This is a genomic window from Streptomyces sp. NPDC034099 (genome assembly GCF_055575415.1).
In genome coordinates this window covers 63,051-80,345 of sequence record NZ_JBVISR010000018.1, presented here as the reverse complement: position 1 = coordinate 80,345, position 17,295 = coordinate 63,051, and the positions used below count along the sequence as shown (strand labels likewise).

The window sequence follows — 17,295 nt, the reverse complement described above, 5'->3', positions numbered from 1 at the left end:
GCGCAGCGCAGCCGTCGCGCTGGTCCGCCGACCGTCCAGTTCCTGTTCCCGGCCGGCGAGCCGCGCCTCGGCGTCGGACGCGTGCACGTAGAGGTCCACGGTCTCCCGCAGCGCCTGCCGGGCGGCGCTGGTGGCCTCCTCGGCGTCCATCAGGTCGCCGTCGGTGTTGAACGGCCAATGGCTCCGGGACCCGCCGTCGCGCACGATCAGCTCCACCGGCCTGCGGGCCCGGACAGCTGTCCGGGAGGCGACGAACAGGGCGCGCGCCAGCAGACGCCCTTCGGAGTCGTCGTCCAGTGCCAGCCACAACCGCGCCGAGGAGCCCTGCCCGTCGATGCCGGCGGCCAGCACGTCCGGAAGGTCGCTGACGGGGTGCCGCGTCCAGTCGCGAAGGTCCTCGGTCTCCTGCCCGGAGAGCATCGCGGGCAGGTCGTAGATCCCGGTGTCGGGCCGCGCCGCGGTGACGCCGAAGCCGAGCATGTCCGCCTCGGGCAGGCGCATGGTCGCGCTTCCGGTGACATAACGCACGCCCCGCGGGCCGCGGACCGTGATGACCGTGTCGAGCAGCGTCTCGTAGCTCCTGCGTGCCGACGTGCCCTCGGTCTTCGTGGTCCGGCTGGCATCGATCCACTGTTCCTGGGTGAAAGCCGCGGCCGTGGCGGTGGCCAGGGAGGGGGGCCGCGGGGTCAGGACGGGGAAGGCGAGGGTGAGCCAGTTGCGCTGGCGCGACCGCAGGTTGAGACCGAAACTGCCGCCCAGGGCGAAGGCGCTGCGCGCCGAGGAGGCGGACGTACTGCTGCGCGACTGTTTGCGCGACCGGTCCACCGCGATGTCGTCGGCCTCGGTCACCGGCCTGGGCTGGTACAGCTCGACCGAGAGGGTGGGGACGGCGTCGGTCCCCTCCGCGGGCCAGGAGCCTGGCATCGCGGGTGCGGGATCGTCCCCGGTGAGCGGCGTCGGCCCGAAAGGGAGTCTTTGGGCCCGGACGAGTTCGCCCAGGAGGACGGCCAGCGCCTCCGGCGAGCTGTCCGGCCGCAGCCCCCATGACGCGGCTTGATCCGGAGCGACCTCCAGCAGCGCCTGCGACAGTTCCCTGAGCGCGTTGAAGTTGTAGACCGGGACGTTCCCCGTCGGCGTGAGGCGTGGTCCGGCCGGCTGCGGCTTCTCGTGGACCAGCGCGGGCGGACGGGGTCCCCGGTGTTCGCGCGGTACGGCCGCTTCCGTGGCGGAGAACCTCAGCACCATCTCCGCCTGTGCGTCGGTGGTGGTCCCGGGGCGGCCGCGGAGTATCCCGTCGACCCACGTGGTCAGGCGCTCCGTGGCGGAGTCCTGCGGATTTCCCGCGGGCAGCAACGCACCCTGGACAAGGCCACCGATCAGGTTCGGGGGCCAGTCGGTCACGAGTTCGGAGCGCACCGACCCGGTGATGACGTAATCGACGTTGAAGTCGGCGACGCTGTCGGCCTTCGTCCGGAACCGGGCCTCGTTCGTGAACTTGGTCGTGTGGGTGCGGTCGCGGGTTCCGGCCCACGCGACGGAAGGGGTGGCGCGGTCGACGTAGTCCGGGTCGCCCGGCCGCAGGAAGCGGGTGACCGGGTCGACCTCCATGTGGTGGGTCCGCTTGGTGGCGAGCGTGTCCGTCTGGTCCCGGCCGACGGTGGTGTTGGTCTGCTCCAGACCGCCGCCCTCCGTCGGCCTGCCCCGCAGTGCCCGGAGCCCGGGTGTCTGGAGCGCCGGTGTGGCCACCAAGGACACCTCGACCAGTCGCATACCGGTCCAGGTGGGATGCGCGAACACGTACCTGGCGCCCCCGGCGCCCCGGCCCGGCAGGGAGCGCAGTGCCCCGGGCGACGTGGCGTCGGCGATCCAGCCGGCCACCCCGGACACGGTCGCGGGTCGGGTGGCGCCCGGTGCCTCCCTCTCCACGAGCTCGGTGAGCCTGCGACCCAGCCGGTTCCGTTCCGGTACCCGGTCCCGGCCGTCGGTCAGCTCCGTGACGTCCAGGACGCCGGCGTTTCCGAGCTCGCGAGTGCGGGTGAACCAGTCCGGCAACGGGACGGTCCGCGGGGGCAGGGCAGGGAGGGTCAGTCCCGTCAGCCGGCCGAACCATCTTGCATGACGGGCCATGGTCGACTCGGGGGCCGAGAACGTCACCCCGCGCGGCACGTGCACGGCCACCCTCTTCGGCGGGCGTTCGTCCAGCCCGACGGCGGACGCGAGCAACGTGCGGTATCCCCACCGGACCGTCACCAGGAGCGTCGCGTCGGCTTCGACGGAATGGTGCGTACCCGTGTGGGTGGACGTACGGGTGACCTTTGTTCCGGAGGCCACGGCGTGGTCCTCGTCGGCACCGAGGGCATGGGAGTACTGGCCGCTGGAGCTCGAGTGCCGTGTGCCGCCCCCGAAGATTCCGGGCTCACGGTACTGACCGGCGAGAGTGCCCCGGAGAGTACGGTGCCGGCCCCCCGACCGGCCGGTGAACCTGGACGAGGCCGTGCCCTGTTCCGTGGACGCGTCCCGCGCTCCCAGGTATGCGGGGTCGTGCAGATAGCCCTCGATCTCCAGCGTCATGACCTGGTCCGCGGCCAGGCCCGGCCGGGTGAGACCCTCCACCAGGTAGCGGCCGCCGAATATCTGCGTGGCCCGCGCGATCAGCTGAGCCGGCCGGATCGCGGCGTGCCGTGCCCGTGCGGTCAGTAGTCCCACCGCGTTCCTGGGCACGTGGGCCAGAGCCTCGGACGCCCACTTGTAGGTGAGGGTGGCCCAGCGGTACGGCAGGCGCCAGTGCGGGGCCAGCGGGGAGTTCAGCAGGATCGTGACGATCTCCGAGTTCTGGTTGACGAGTCCGGACCACTGGGCCGAGACGAGGCTCTGGGCAGTGTTGAGACGGCGTTGCGCGGTGGTGATGACCGGAGTGGCCACGACGGACAGAGCGTTCGTGGCGTCCTGGAACGTACGGGCGACCACTCCCGGTTCCCGGCCGCCGGGAATCTTGCCGGCGAGGGCCTCGTCGATGGCCAGGTTCAGCGCGGCGACGGCCCGCACGGCGTGTACCACGGCTCCTTCCGGCAGCCGGATCAGCTCGGGCAGGGGATTCCCCTGCTCGTCCACCAGCATGAGTCGTCGCCGGTCGTCGGCCGACCCGCCGTCCTCGACGAGAGGCCGGATGACGGGCATCGGAGTCCGGGCCGCCGGGGCGCTGCCGGGAGCCAGGGTGGTGTCGAGCGGAACGAGCAGGGTGAGCGTCCCCCGCCCGTCCAGGACACGCCCCGGATCGGGCGCCGCGTCCGTGTTCGTCCCATCCGTCACGGCGGTGTCGGAGCCGGCCGTGTCGGCGAACCGTACGAGCGGGGTGTCGCTGCCCCCCTCGTACAGGTCCAGCCCGTACCGCACCGGGACGGTGAAACCCCCACTGCCGTTGCGGGAAGCCATGAGCTGGTCGTAGCCGGACGCCTGGTCGTCCCATCCCGCTCGGGTCAGCCCGTGGCCGCTCGTCCCCGCGACGTCGAGGATTGCCATCTCCGGGCCGCCCATGGCCGGGAAGTCGCCGCCCCCGCCGAGGCCGACTTCGCCACTCCAGGTGGGGCCGTGCTTCCGCCCGGCCTTGGACTCGTACGAACTGGTCCCGCTGACGTTGACGTGGGGAAGCACACGGGTGTGGTCAACACGCCTGCTGGTGTCGCGCTCCGCCGTGAACCGCAGGGTGACCTGCCGCGTGCCGAGCACCGGATCGGTCTTCCTGAACGAGAGATCGTGCCCGCCGTCGACCGCCTCTGGCATCGCCGACATCAATTCGTACCGGGTCCGCTGCCGTGCGAGCCGCAACGCGTTGTCGGACTGCTCGCGAAGCAGGGCCGTGTCGAGCCCCGCCTTCGTGGCCAGGGAGTTCCGCGGCCGCGCGGGCGGCAGGAAGCCCTCATTGCGCAACCATTCCTCAGCCCGGTCGAAGAGGGCGTCGGTGCCCTCGGCCTTGACCGGCGTCTCCCCGAAACCGAGGCTCTCCAGGTTGGCCAGTCGTACCGGCAGTTCCCGCACCTCGTGGGGGCCGGGCGCGTGTCCCTCGATGGTCGTCCGCGGGGGCAGCAGCAGCCGCAGGGCGTCGGCCCAAGGGCCGAAGCTGTTTCGGACCGTCCCCCCGGCCGCCCGGTGGAAGGCCAACTCGTAGGTGACTGTGCTGGGGGTCAGGAGGTGACTGCTGGTCGTGCGCAACCCGCTCCCCAGATCCGCCGAGCCCGCGTGGTGCATCTCCTGCTCGGTCTGCCCGCCGGCGCTGGCCCGGGCCGCGACGCTGCCGCCGATGGACGCCGTGTAGTGGGGGTGTCCCAGCTCGTGATCCGTGGTGAACGTGGCGCCGCCCGCGCCGTCCAGGGTGATGCCGCTGGTGAGCTTCTTGGACTGGCTCACGGAAGCCTGCTGGACGAATTTCGTCTCCAGCAGGAACTCCCCGTCCCCGCTCTGCACGAGTGGGCGTCCTGGTTCGATCCGTGCGGTGAGCGCGACCCAGCCGACGACGTTCCCCTGCTCGTCGTCCAGCAGGCCGGTGAACACGCCGCCGCTGCTCTGCAGTTGAGGCACGGCACGCAGGTAGGGCTCGGAAAGGAAGTCCTCGAGGGCCGTCGCGGACTGGGGGCTCAGCGTTGTGAGCTCGGCGAACCGCTCGTCGGCGAGCAACTCGGTGTGCAGCCGGGAGGGTTCGCCGACACTGTCGGCACCCCACAGCGGGAAGTCATCGAGGTCGGCGGGCTCGGGCAGGTCCGCGACGGTGCCGTCGAGGGCGGCACGGTAGCGCGGCATCCGGCCGACGACGGGCCCGTGCGACTCCTGCGGCTGCCAGTCGTCCGACGGGGGCGAACCGGGCTCCCGGAGCTGCCACAACGCGTCCATCGACAGGGGCTGGGAGGGGGTTTTGGAGCGGTGCCGGTTGACGATCTGGAAGGTCTCGCCCACGCTCACGGACGAGGTGCGCTGGTTGTGGGTCACGGACGTCGACACCGTGACCTCCGCGCGACGTAGCGGGCCCGCGCGGTCGACCGACTCGATCAGGTTCCAGGGCACGCTGATCCTGCGGTGGTTCCCGTACTCTGCGCTGGCGGAGGACGACTGCGCCGCCTCGGCCCTGCGCTCGATCTGGAAGCCGGACACAGCCACCGTGCCGGTGCCGTACTGCTCCGGCAATGGAAGGACATCGCCGTGGGCCAGCCGGATGTCCACATGGCGTGTCCGGCCGCCGTGCTGGAGGGTGACGCGGTGGCCTTGGCTGCTGCGCAGAGCGGGCCGGTGGCGCTCGATGTCCGCGGCGCCCAGGATCTCCTCGAGCCGACTCGTCAGCTTCTTGCCGTCCTCGCTCTCCGGTGGGACGCCGAGCGTGCGCACAATCTGGTTGTGCAGGCCGCGCAGGACCGCTTCGGGGGTCTTCTCGAACTGGACATGCCCGACGTGACCGTCGTGCAGCGCGCCGTAGTCGCGGGCGTACGGCGTCAGTTCGACGCTCGGGGCGTCCGGTGCGGCGGCCGCCTCCTCCTTGGTGTCCGGGGCGGAGGAGGCGGGGGACAGCGGTTCCTGAGATGTCGTTTCCGCCGCGCCGGTGTCCTCCGACCGGTCCCACAGGGCGCGATAGCCCTCCCACACCTCGGTCTCGTTAGCGTCGTCGGCGTTGCCCTGCCACACGGACGGCGCGGCGTGGAAGCCGGAGTGGTTCGAACGGTTGCGGGCCCCGGAAGCCCTTACCGCGTGGGTGAGTACGTCGTCCAGCAGGAACTCGAACTCATCGGGGTCCAAGGCCTCCGCAGCCGCGTATTCCGCCACGGCGGTGCGCAGAGTGGGCCAGGTGAACGGTCCCGTGTCGGCCGGACCGTTGATCCGCCGCGTCTCCAGGACGCCGAACCCGCGGACCCAATCTTCGAACTGCGGCCTGGTACTCGGGCCGGAGTCGATGGTCGGGCCGAAAATCTCTCTGAGGGCCCTCACCCAGCGCAGGGCTCGTTCTTGCCGGTCCCCAAGGGAATTGGGCAGACGTGCGAGATCTGCGAGACGGGACAAGTTCTCGGCGTCAGGTTCCGGATAGTGAACGTCCCATGTGAAATTCCTTTCTCCTGGCTTTCCCTCGACGGCGACCACTGTTCTGCCGTATTTTTTCGTCAGTCCGACGTTACGCTTGGGCGATATTGTGGCGGCGTTGATCCTGTTGGCCACCTCTTGGGCATCCGATGCGTGCCTCAGTGTGTCTCGCCCATCGGACATTTCAGGCTTGTAACACCTGAGTAGGAGCTCCGGCGAGCCTGAGCCCAGGCCGTATTTCTTCCTGCGTCGGTCCAGGAACTTTCCTGCCTGCGGGGGCAGGATTGGTACGTACTCGCCGTTGACTGAGAAATAGAAATATGTGCCGTCGCCGTGCAGGAGGGAAGCGCTGTTGAAGCGTGGCAAGGGTATCGGTGACTGGGAGGGGAGATACCATCCCCCCGTGGGTAGAATTTGTCCGAATATGTAATGGGTTGCGAAGGAGATGTCCTGTAGTTCGGCTTCGATGTTCGTCGTGTCCCACTCGGCGCGGTAGCTTTCGCCGAATCGTGCTCGTCCGCTCTGGTCGACCAAACCATAGGTCTCCACGTCGGAATCGTGGATCACCCTGCCGTCGGCGGTTTCAATCACCGCGTTCGGATCGTCCGCGAGGTGGCCCGGATGGCTCGGGAGCCACTGCGACGTTAGCTTTCGTGGGCTCGGGGGAGCCAGGAGGGGGTGCAGTACTCCCTTGCGGTCGAGGGATTCCAGGGTCCAGTTGTTTGTCTGCCAGGCCACCACCTTCAGGGCATTGGCGTCCTCTGTCGCCAGGCCTTCGTCCTTCGCGTCGATGATCAGTTCCAACAGTTCGGCGTACGGTGCCCGCCCGGGTTCGCGGTGGCGCATGCGCGTGAACACATCCGGGTCGACGAGCCGGATATGCTCCTGTGAATCCTGGATCGCGAACTTTCCGCTGTCCGGCTTCCATTCGCCCACGAATACGAACGTCACGGAACCCCACGGTGGCGACAGTTCCTGCTTCGAACCGTCCACGCGTCGGATGCCGGTCCTGCTCGTGTCCACCACGGAGCCGGAGAAGTAGCCTGTCCAGTCCCTGCCGGCCATGTAGCCGTCCGGTGTCCGCAGGACACCCAAGCCGTCGTGCAGGATGCCCGTGTCGTAGGCGTGGTGGACAGCGATCTCCGCCAGAGTCGACGCCTCTCCCGCTTTCCGCGCGCGGAGCGTGGCCTGCACCGCCTGCCACTGCAGTGTCTCGGTCACGGCGGCATCCGGGTCGAGGAGGAGAACTTTTCTGACGATGCCGTCCAGGTCGAAGTGGTTACCGCCGAAACGCTGGTCGGTCGCTCGCACCTCGTTCAGCAACGTCATGGCCTCGTTCCACATTGATCCGTGGTCCGAGTGCCGGGACGTGGTCAGCGTGAGCCCGGCGAGGGCCGCTGTCAGTTCCTGCACCCCGGTCGCGGCGCGGGGCTGGGACCTGTCGGTTGCCTCCGTCGTGCCGCGCGCTTCCTGGAGCTTCCTGACGCTCTCGCTCTCGGCGAGCGTGGCCGCGACAGGGTTCGCGCGTTCCCCGGCCGGTCCGCCGGGTCCGAACAGCCGTCGCAGCAATGGCAGCAGCGACGGCTGGTGCCGCCGCACCCACTCCGCGCCACCGTTGTTCCGCCTCAGCCCCGTATGGGGGTCCCGGCCCTTGTTGGAGTTCAGGAAAGTCCCGGCGACCTGGGCGAAGAACTCCCAGGGGTCCCTGCTGGAGTAGTTGCTTTCACCAACTGGTTTCCACTGGGAGTCCAGGCGATGCCAGTCCCCGTCGGGGAAGGCCAGGCCGTTCTTCTGCTTCTTCTTCGGCCTGAACCCCCTGGCCGCCGCTTCCTCCGCCCGGTGGGCGGAGAGGAGTGTGTCCCGGTAGGCCTGCCGGACCAGTTCCCTGTCCTGCTCGTCCAGACCGGTCTCGTACACCAGGTGGGCGACCTCGTGGACGGTCAGCGAGTAGCCGTCCGAGTGAAGAGCCTCGTCCGGGACGACCGACGAGGTTTCCCCGAGCAGGTTCTCCTCGCCCACGGCCGCGACCGACCCCGCCGCGCCACGGGTCTCGTCCCACTCCCTGCCGTCGGGACGAAGCTGTCCCGCCAGCTTCCGAAACTGCTCCACTGACGTGAGCGGTGTGTTCTTCGGCACCACGATCACGCGTGACCCCGCGTTCAGCAACCGCGTCGCGACCTCGGGATCCCACAGCAGACGCGCGACCTGACGCCGCGCCACCTCGCGTGCCGCCTCGGGCCGCGTCACCTCGGCCGGCACCCGCACGGCCAACGCCGCCACCACCCGGGCGTACTCCTCCGGAGCGAGCGCCCGCCGCAACCGGCCCACCAGCGCCGTGTCATTCGCCAACTGGTCGAGCTGGTCGTCCGGCAACGACTCCAGCGTGGCCAGCGTGGGCAGCGACTTGTGGGAGACGGTGAGGGCGGAGTCGTAGGACGTGACCGACGGGCTGCCGACGCCGGTGAGGCTCCGCTGCGCTTGGGTCAGCCCGGCGCCGAAACCGTCGGTGTCGTACGCCTCTTGGTCCGCCCACGTGCGGGAGAGGTCCTGTGGCGCCCACAGCACCCGGTATGCCTCGTACCAGTCGTGGCGGAAGCGTTCGGCGGCGTGCTCCAGCCGGTCGTGCTCCGGCCCTGTGGTGCCGCCGAGCAGCCCGTGACCGCCGGCCAGAGTAGCGAAGGCCGCTCCGGCACCGCGCAGGGCCGTGGACGCCTCGGCTTCGAAGGCGAGGTGGGCGGGAAGGTCCCGGGCGAGTGAGGTCAGCCGCCGGTCCCACCCCGCGAGGTTCCCGGTCAGGTCGTCCAGGTTCGTCGCCGAGTCCGGGAACAAGGAGTCGTAGGCACTCAGCGTCCGCTCGCTCAGCCCCGCACGCGCCCTGGCGACGCCCTCGTCGGTGAGGGGGCGGTCCGGGTGATGCGCCTGCCAGGCGGCCAGCCCCTCGCCGAAGAGGCGGTCTGCCCCGGACTCCACCGTGTGGCGTGCCGCCCGCGCGGTCGTGCGGGCGTTCAGCCGCTCCGTGTCGCCGAGCGTCGCCGCGTAGCGGCGCTCCCACCTGACGAGCTTCTCGGTCAGGTTCAGCGCGGCGGAACCGGGCACGCCGAAGACCTGGGTGAACAGGGCGTCGGCGGCTTGGATCTCGGCCCCATGGGGCGTGCCGTGCCGCGGCAGGGTCTGCGGCTGCTCACCGGGTTCAGTGCCGAAGCGGCGCAGGAACTCGGTCACCTGCTCCGGCGGCTCGGTCAGCCAGGACTCCTGAGCCCGCTCCGCGTCGTCGGCAGCCCGGCGTGCGGCAGCCTCACGGGCCGTCTGGACGGCGAGGCGATCGGCGAGTTCCGCGGTCTGCCGCTGGACCTCGGTGTTCCAGCGGGCGAGCCGGGTCGACGGGCCCACGGGCAGGTCGGACCCGGGACCGAAGAGGTCGGTGAAGGTCTGGTCGAGCCGCCCGCGGATCTGCTCCAGGACGGAGTCGCGTCCCCGCGGGGACGGCGCGGCGACATGAACGCCGAAGTGGTCCAGCAGGGCGCGGCTCTCCGAGGAGAGCCGGGACGACGGTACGGTGCCGGCCGCTGCCGCGAGGCCCGTCCGGGCCGAGGCGAGGGCGGTGATCTCGTCGACGACCGCGTCGGTCTCGCGCACCAGGAGCCCACCGACGCGCTGGGTCTCCGCGACGTACGAGGCATGCAGGCCGAACCGCTCCGGCAGGGCGTCGGTGAGCCTCCGCAGAGCGGGTGCGCCGCGGTCGAAGGCGGCCTTCAGGCCGTCGCCCAGGTCGGCGACGTCGCCGAGGTCGTGGTGGACCGACCGGGAGAGCTCCTCATGGAACTCCCGGCGGGCACGCTCCTGCGCCTGTGCGAGCAACTCCTCGGTGACGGTGTACGACGGTGTCGTGGTGTCGGACTCGTGCGGACCCCTGCTCCACAGCCGCAGGGCACGCTCGAAGGCGGCCGTACCACGGCGTACGGCGTGGTGACGCGCGGTTTCGAGCCGCAGCCGGTCGCCCAGCGCGGCGAGAGCGCTCGCGCGGTCCCGGCCGGCGAGCAGGTCCTGCGCGTACGCCGCGTGGACCCGCTCGCGGACCTGGTCGGTGGGGGGCGCGGACTTCCTGCGGGCGACCGCGTTGCTCCAGGCGTCGAAGGCGACGTCGAAGGCCTGCTGGTCTGCCTCCGCGACGGGAGGCGGGACCGCCCGGTCGGTCCGGCCGCCGGTGACGGCAACGGTCCGGTCCGCCGACGGGGTGTGCCGCTCGGCGGCGAGCCGGGCGAGGACGTCGTCGTAGTCGCGGTACAGAGAGAGCTGCGTGGACTCCCAGGCATGGGTGCGCCAGTCGCTCTCGCTCGCGGACGACGGCGCTCGCACGAGCGGGCTCGCGGAGGGCGCGGCGAGCGCGGACCCCGTGGCCTCCGCCTCGCCCTGCTGTCCGCGCACGTACGGATGCGCGGCCAGGTGGGCGCGGACGTACTGCTCCCGCACGTCATCGAGTCGCCGGCCCGCCCAGCCGGCGGCCGCGTGGTGGGTGACCGATGCCGCGGCGGGGGACTGCGCGGCGACGGCCCGGTCGAAGGACTCGTGTGCGAGGGCCCGGGCGTGTGCGACGTCCCGCAGCGCGTCGAGCCGGGTGAACAGGTCCGACGCGGTCGTGTCGCGGGCGGCGGGAGACAGCCCGGACAGCCGCTGGGCGGAGTCCTGGACGATCTGCCGCGCCTCGTCGCGGTACCAGGAGGCGACGTCACGCGGCCAGTGGGCCGCGATCCGCTCCTCGGCGGCCGCTTCGGCAACACGGTGCATTCCGGTCGCCACCGGGGTGCGCGCGATCAGCTCCCGGGCCGCTTGTCGTGCGCCGGCGTCCAGACGGTTCCGGGCCACTCGCGGGTCGGGGGCCTGCGCGGCGGCGATCCAGTCCTCGGTGTACTCCTGACGCAGGGTCTGCAACTGCCCCGCGTACCAGTGGCGTTCCTCGCCCGCTCCCCAGGAGGGGGCACCGTGCTCCAGGCTCACCTCGTAGCGTCGTTCGGGAGCGGCGGCGAGCGCCCGCTCGAAGGCACGGTGGGCGTACTGCCGCCGGCGCCCGTCGGCGATCACCTGTTCGTGGCGGTCCCGGAATCCCTCCACCAAGTCCTGGGCGTGCTCCAGCACCACCGCGTCGGAGGGCGGTGTGTGCGTGCCGGTGGCCTCGTCGGTCACGGGGATCCGGTCGGCGACGGCCCCGCCGAACCGGTTTCGCAGCGCGGTGAGGTCGGCGTCGTGCCGCGGGTCAACCTGCCGCATGCCGATGGGGAACGCCGCGTCGAACACCGTGTGCGCCACGGCGACGGTCTGGTGCCGGGCCAGCCGGCGGTCGAGTTCTACGTCGAGCCGCTCGCGGTCGGCCGCCGCTGGTGTCCGGGCCCATTCTCGGGCGAACCACTCCCGGTCCTCCAGGACGCCCCGCGTGCCGCCGCCGACCGCCGGAAAGTGGCTCAGACGCCCGTCGAAGCGGACGTACGCCGACTCCCGCGCCTCGAGGTCGCTTCGCAAGTGCTCCAGCGCGCGGGCCGCCCCGGACTCGGCGAGGAGCGCGGCGTCGTGCGTGCCGGTGGTGGCGGTGCCGGAACCGGTGGCCCGCCGGGGCCCGGTCTCGCGCACCGTGCCGGTGACGGGTTCGGTGCGGACGGTGTGCGTCGCTCCACCGTCCGGCCCGGCCCAGGACGGCAGCGGCTCGGACGGCTGGAAGGGGACCCGGACGACCTGCTGCTGCCGAAGGTCCACGGTCCACTCGGGAGTGTCCCGCCACGCCCGGTACTCGGTCTCCTGGCGCAGCGCCGCGTCGTTCATCGCGTCCAGACGGTTCCGAACCTCGTCGACCGTTGCCCGGCGGTCGAAGACGCCTCCCCTGTTCACTGTCTCGGCCCAGCTCCGTTCCAGATGGGCGCGCAGATCGTGGGCATACGCCTGGTAGGCGGTCCTCGTCCCGGGTGAGGTGAGGGACTTCAGGCCGGTGTCGATCCGGTGGTCCAGGTCCCGCAGGACGTCCCCGCGCTGGAGCAGATCGGCGTAGTTGCGCCGCAGGCTGTTGCGCCACTGTTCCATGGCGGCCCGGTGCTCGGCCATCTCACGGGCCGTCCGGGCCGCGTCTGCCTCGGCCCTGAACGCGTCCCAGTGCTCGCGGCGGCCGGTGGCGAACACGTCTCCGTCCAGACGCTCGCGTTCCAGCCAGGCGGCCACGTCCCGTCCGGTGGGGCCGTGGATCCGGTGGAACTCCGTCGCCCAGTCGGCGCGGAACTCGGTGCCCAGCCGGTCGAGGGTGCCCTCCGTCGTTCGATATGTCCGCCCGGGCCGCCCGGTGTGCGGATCCACGCTGCTGCTCAGCGTGTGGAACCGCTCGGCCGCGCCCTCCAGCGAGGTGTGCAGGTCGGACTCGAAGGCCAGCCGGTGCTCCAGCGTGCGCGCGTACGGGTCGAAGGTCGTCGTACGGAATTCCGCCTCACGCCTCGCCAGCTCCGCAGGGTCCCACCAGTCTCTCGTGTACGACCCTCCCCGGTACGGCTTCTCCGGCAGCCCGACCTGCTCCCGGTACGCCTCGCTCAGCGTGTTGCGGAACTCGTCCGCCACCCGTTGGTCGGGAACCCGCAGCTTCGGCAGGCCCGTGGCGTCGTGTACCCGGCGCTCCCCCTCCGCGAGTATCCGGTGCAGGCCGGCCTCGAGGTCGTAGCGCCCGGACAGCCGGGGCAGCAGTTCGGCGTGGGCCGCTTCCAGCCGCGAGGCGTAAGCCTCCCAGGTCTCCCGTGGCAGCTCGTTCGGCGGCCGTCCGCCGGTGACCTGCTCGGCTCGCTGTCGCACTTCGGCCAGGTGTCGGTCAAGCACCGTGTCGCGGACCTCTCCCCGGCCGCCGAACCGCGAGGCGGCGTTCGCCACCCACTCGGCGTCATTGGCGTCGCGCGCGGCGGCCGTCAGCCTGTCCTCGAGCGACTTGGCCTCCAGCCGCGCCCCCCAGCGCTCCTCCAACTCCCTGAGGGGTCCGGCCAGATCACGGGCGTGCGCCGTCCACTCGGCCTGTGCGAGGGTGCGCACCGCACGGCCGTCGGGCAGGGTCCTGGTGACGTCGGTGTACTCCTTCAGGAACTCCTCGCGCACCGACCCCAAATCGCCCGAATCACGCTCCGCACTCCGGGAGTCCGTCAGGAGGTCGAAGGACCGGGCTCCACTCTCCGCCAGCTCCAGGCGGGTCTGGATGCCTGCCCGCTGGGCCCGGTACGTGTCCCTGGCATGGTCGGTGAAGGTGTTCCACGCACGGGAGGACACGGGGGTGCCGTTCAGCTTCGCGCGCGCGGCGGCGTCCAGGGCACCGGTTGTGACCTCGTCCAGGAACTCGGCCCTCACCCTCGCCTCGTCGACCGGTGAGAGAACGCGCCGGCCGAAGAGGTGGTCCAGGGTGCTCCGTCCTGCCGGATCGGCCAGGGCCCGGTCGAAGTCCCGTGCTGCGGTGTCCCGGAGCGCTCGTACGTGAGTCTCCAGACGGAACTCGTCCGCGACCCCGGCGAGCAGTTCGCCGACCTCGCGGTTCAGCTGCTCGCGACTGGTCCTGCCGTTGTGGTACGCCTCGTGCAGGGACTCGAGCCGGGCGTCGAACCGCTGCTTGACCGCGGCGTAGACGGACTGAGTCGTGTCCGCCCGCTCCCGTTCGGCCGCGCGGATCACGCTGTCGGCGAGGTCGCGCGCGGGAGGAGCGTCGTTCCGGGTGCCGAGCTGACGGTCGAGTGCCGCGGCCAGCCGGTCCAGGGACGGGACCGTGTCCGAGCGAAGCGGGGTCGACCGCCCCTGGCCCACGCCCTCCGGCGCGAGGTATGTCTCGGCGCGGGCCGCCCGGTAGCCGTCGGCCACCAGGGAGACCAGGTCCGGTGGCACGGAGGCTTCACGGGCCCACTTCTCGGGCAGGGCGAAGTCGTTCGTGTTGAAGATCTTTTCAGCCAGCTCCGAGGGCGAGAACCTGTGGTCGCCGCCCGCCAGCACCGGCTCGAGCTTCTCCGTCAGCAGCGACGGAAGCGACTGTTCGTGGAAGCGTTGGGTGACCGTGCCGCCGAGGGCTTCACCGGGATCTGCCGGCGGGGCGTCGCGGAACTCCTTCTCCGCGTTCCGCGACGCCTCGACCACCGGGTCCACCAGATCACCGCGCACGCCGGCCCCGCGAACCCGGGCCTCCAGGTCGTGGACGCCGTCACGCTCCCGGGGAACGGGGCCGGACCGCCGGTGCTCCAGGTAGGCCTCCCACACCTTGTCTCCGGTCCGCGCACGCTCCTGGAACAGGCGCTGCGCCCCTTCGAGCTTGGTGACAGCCTGTTCGGAGAGATCGCGCGCCGCGGCGTCCCAGGTCTCGCGCGGACCGGTGGCGTCCCGGTCGTAGACATAGCTGTGACGGTCGGTCCCTGCGGCGAGCTGCTCGGTCGGCCGGCTGGGCTCCGTGGTGGAAGGCCCGTCGGGCCGCTCGGGGGAGTCGCCGACGCGAGCGGGATCGAGGGGATCGGTCGCGGCCCGGTCTACCGGCCGCTGCTGCTCGGGCCGGGAACCACCGCGGCTGCCGGAGCCGGCCTCCTGGTCCAGGGGCGCCCGGGTCCGCTCCGCAGCTGGCGCCACGTGGTCGGTGCTCGTCCGGGAACGGGAGGTGACCGGGGCGTCTCCGCGTTGGCCGGAGTGCGTGCGGACCGGGTCCGGCGAAGCGGACGCGCTAATCGGCTCACCGGTACGGGACTGGGTGGAGCGGACGGTGTCCGACGGCCGCAGGGCCGCGTCGGACCGCGCTGCCGACTGCGCCGTACGGCCCGGCGACACCGGTTCGACAGTTTCGCCGCCGGTGACCGGACGCGAGGAGCCGGGCGCCCATGTCGGTTCCTGAGGCACACCGCGCGTGCCGGAACCGGTGGTGCCGCCCTGAGCGGACGACGACCGCTGTGGCTCGGGGCCGCGTGGTGCGCCGCCCGGGTCGTGCTCCGCCCGGCCCGGCGTCTGCCTCGGCGTGCCGCGGACCGGGTCGGACGACGGGGCGCCGTGGTCCGAGGGCGTACGGACCGGCTGTCCCGCCTGCTCCGGTGGCGACACCTGTGTCCTGCCACGGCCGGTCGACGACACTTCGGGGGCAGGTGCCCGGCCGGATTGCGAGGGCTCGGGCAGCGCTGTCGAGCGTGTGTCCGCCGCGGGCCGCGGCGGGGTGCGAAGACCGTCGGGGGTCCGCCCGGCCTCCTCCGGCACACGGCCCGGTGGCGTCGTGCGGCCCGCCACTGGCTCGGCGGGTGCCCCGGTACTTCCCCGGTGGGCCACCGGGTCGAGGTTCGTGGTGTCGATCCGGGGCGACTGCGGAGTCTGCGTGATGCGAGCCGGACTCGGGGCCTGCGGGCGCACCGGTTCACCGGACGGCAGCGGGCCGGCGGCGCGGTCCCCGGTCACGGGCTCCGACCCGGTGCGCGTCGGCTTGGCGGGTGCGTGCGAGGCACCGGCCGGGTGGTTGCCGGTCACGCGGTCGCCGTTCACGACTTCGGGCTCGAAAAGGGGGCGCGACGGCCTGGACGGCAGGTGCGGCGCTTCCTGCTCGCCGGAACGCGGGGGTTGCACGGACCGCGTCGGATGACCTGCGGCTGGTTCGCCGGGGCGCGTGACGGGCGGCGTTCCGTGAGGGGTTGTGGGTTCGCCGGGGCGGGTGACGGGTGGCGTTCCGTGGGAGGTTACGGCTTCGCCGGGGCGGGAGACAGGTGGGGTCCCGGGCGAACCCACCGGCTCTCCGGACCTGATCGGTGACAGCGGAGAGACGGGCGTTCCGGTGCCTGGCGGTATCTCGTTCGGCCTGAGCGGGGACACCGGGGGTTCCGGAGACACCGGTGCCCTCTCGCCCGGGCCCACCGGCCTCGTCGGCGGTGCCGTGGGGGAGCCGACCGGCTCTCCGGCTCGCGGCGGGGACACAGGCGGCTCCGAGAAGGACGCCTGACGGGAGATTACCGGAGGGGCGGTGTGGTGTTCGGGCAACCTCGGTACGGACGCGGCGGGCCGGAGCACGACCGGACTGGTGGGGGAGCTCTCCGGGACCTCCGGCCCCGGGCGCACCGGCGTGCCCGGTTCCGGAGTGCTTCGGTTCAGCAGCGGCCACCGTGGGCTGCTGGGGCCGGTGGTCGTGCCCGGTGGCCGAGTACCATCTGTCTCGGCGGCGTTCTGCCGTGAATTGGTGACGATCTTGACCGGGGGCGCGACCGTGGAGGCCGGCGGTCCGTCGGCCTTCAGCCCGGTGGGGGCGATCGGCCGGTTCTCGGGGCCACCCCGGGGAATCGTTCCGCCGGAGCCCGAGGCGGAACCTGAGCCGGTCGGGCGCGGGGTGACCGACGGGAGACCGACGTTCGGGGTCCCGACCTTGGGCGTGTTCACGCCGGCGCCCCCGGCTGCCGGTTTGGGCAGAAGGCTCTTGATGCCCTTGTTCAGCACCAGACCGACCGGCCCCAGCACCGCGCCGAAGGTGGCGAACTCGGCCCACCCCTCCTTGGTCGTGGGGACGGGACGCCACTGCTCCCAGTTGGTGTGGATCCCCGCTGCCCCGTTGGCCGCGGCTGTGGTGATCGCGCTGAGAGCGACGAACTCGGCCCCGAACTTCACGGTGTTGGCGGGGTACCTGAGCCACGGGTTCTTGTACGCCGTCTTGGCCGCGTTCGCCGCGAACGTGCCGTAGTTCGCGATCGTGTTGCGCGTGTTGGCGGTGATGGCACCGATACCACGCAGCGACACCGGTACCACCACGTTGCCGATGCTCGAGCCGAGGTCCGCGACCACCTGAGGCACGAACCGGACGAGGTTGGCGACGACCGCGCCGACCCTGCCGATGACGGAGACGACGGCCGCGAGCGCTTGGCCGACCAGTCCGATGATCTCGCCCGCGAAGGAGAAGATCACGCCCAGGAGCAGGCCGAAGACCGCGCTGAGAATGACTGCCAGCGACTCCTTCGTCTGCGACACGTTCTGCTCGGTGCGCAACAGGGCGTAGTAGTTGATGGACTCGCCCATGTTCCAGCACTGCTCGACGATCTCGAAGACCACCGGCTCCAGCCCGTTGATCAACGACGACGACATCGCGCGCTTCGCGTCTCCGGACCAGTCGGACATGTCGAAGTCGGCGCTGGACATCGCGGCCAGCTGCTCGTCCAGCAGATCCCCGAACGCGATCCAGGCGTTGCCCAGTTCGTACAGGGGGTTCGGGTCCCAGTTCTCGTCCTGGAAGTCCTCAGAAGACAC

At 71.5% G+C, this 17,295-nt stretch carries 1 protein-coding gene (cut by a window edge); it reads right to left on the bottom strand.

The genetic code is table 11. The features are described from left to right. On the bottom strand, positions 1-17,295 hold the 5' portion of the coding sequence (locus ACZ56V_RS35230; RefSeq protein ID WP_468947683.1) for a lonely Cys domain-containing protein. 10,515 nt of this gene lie to the left of the window's left edge; 17,295 of the gene's 27,810 nt are visible here — the first part of the coding sequence; the start codon lies at positions 17,293-17,295; the stop codon falls past the left edge of the window.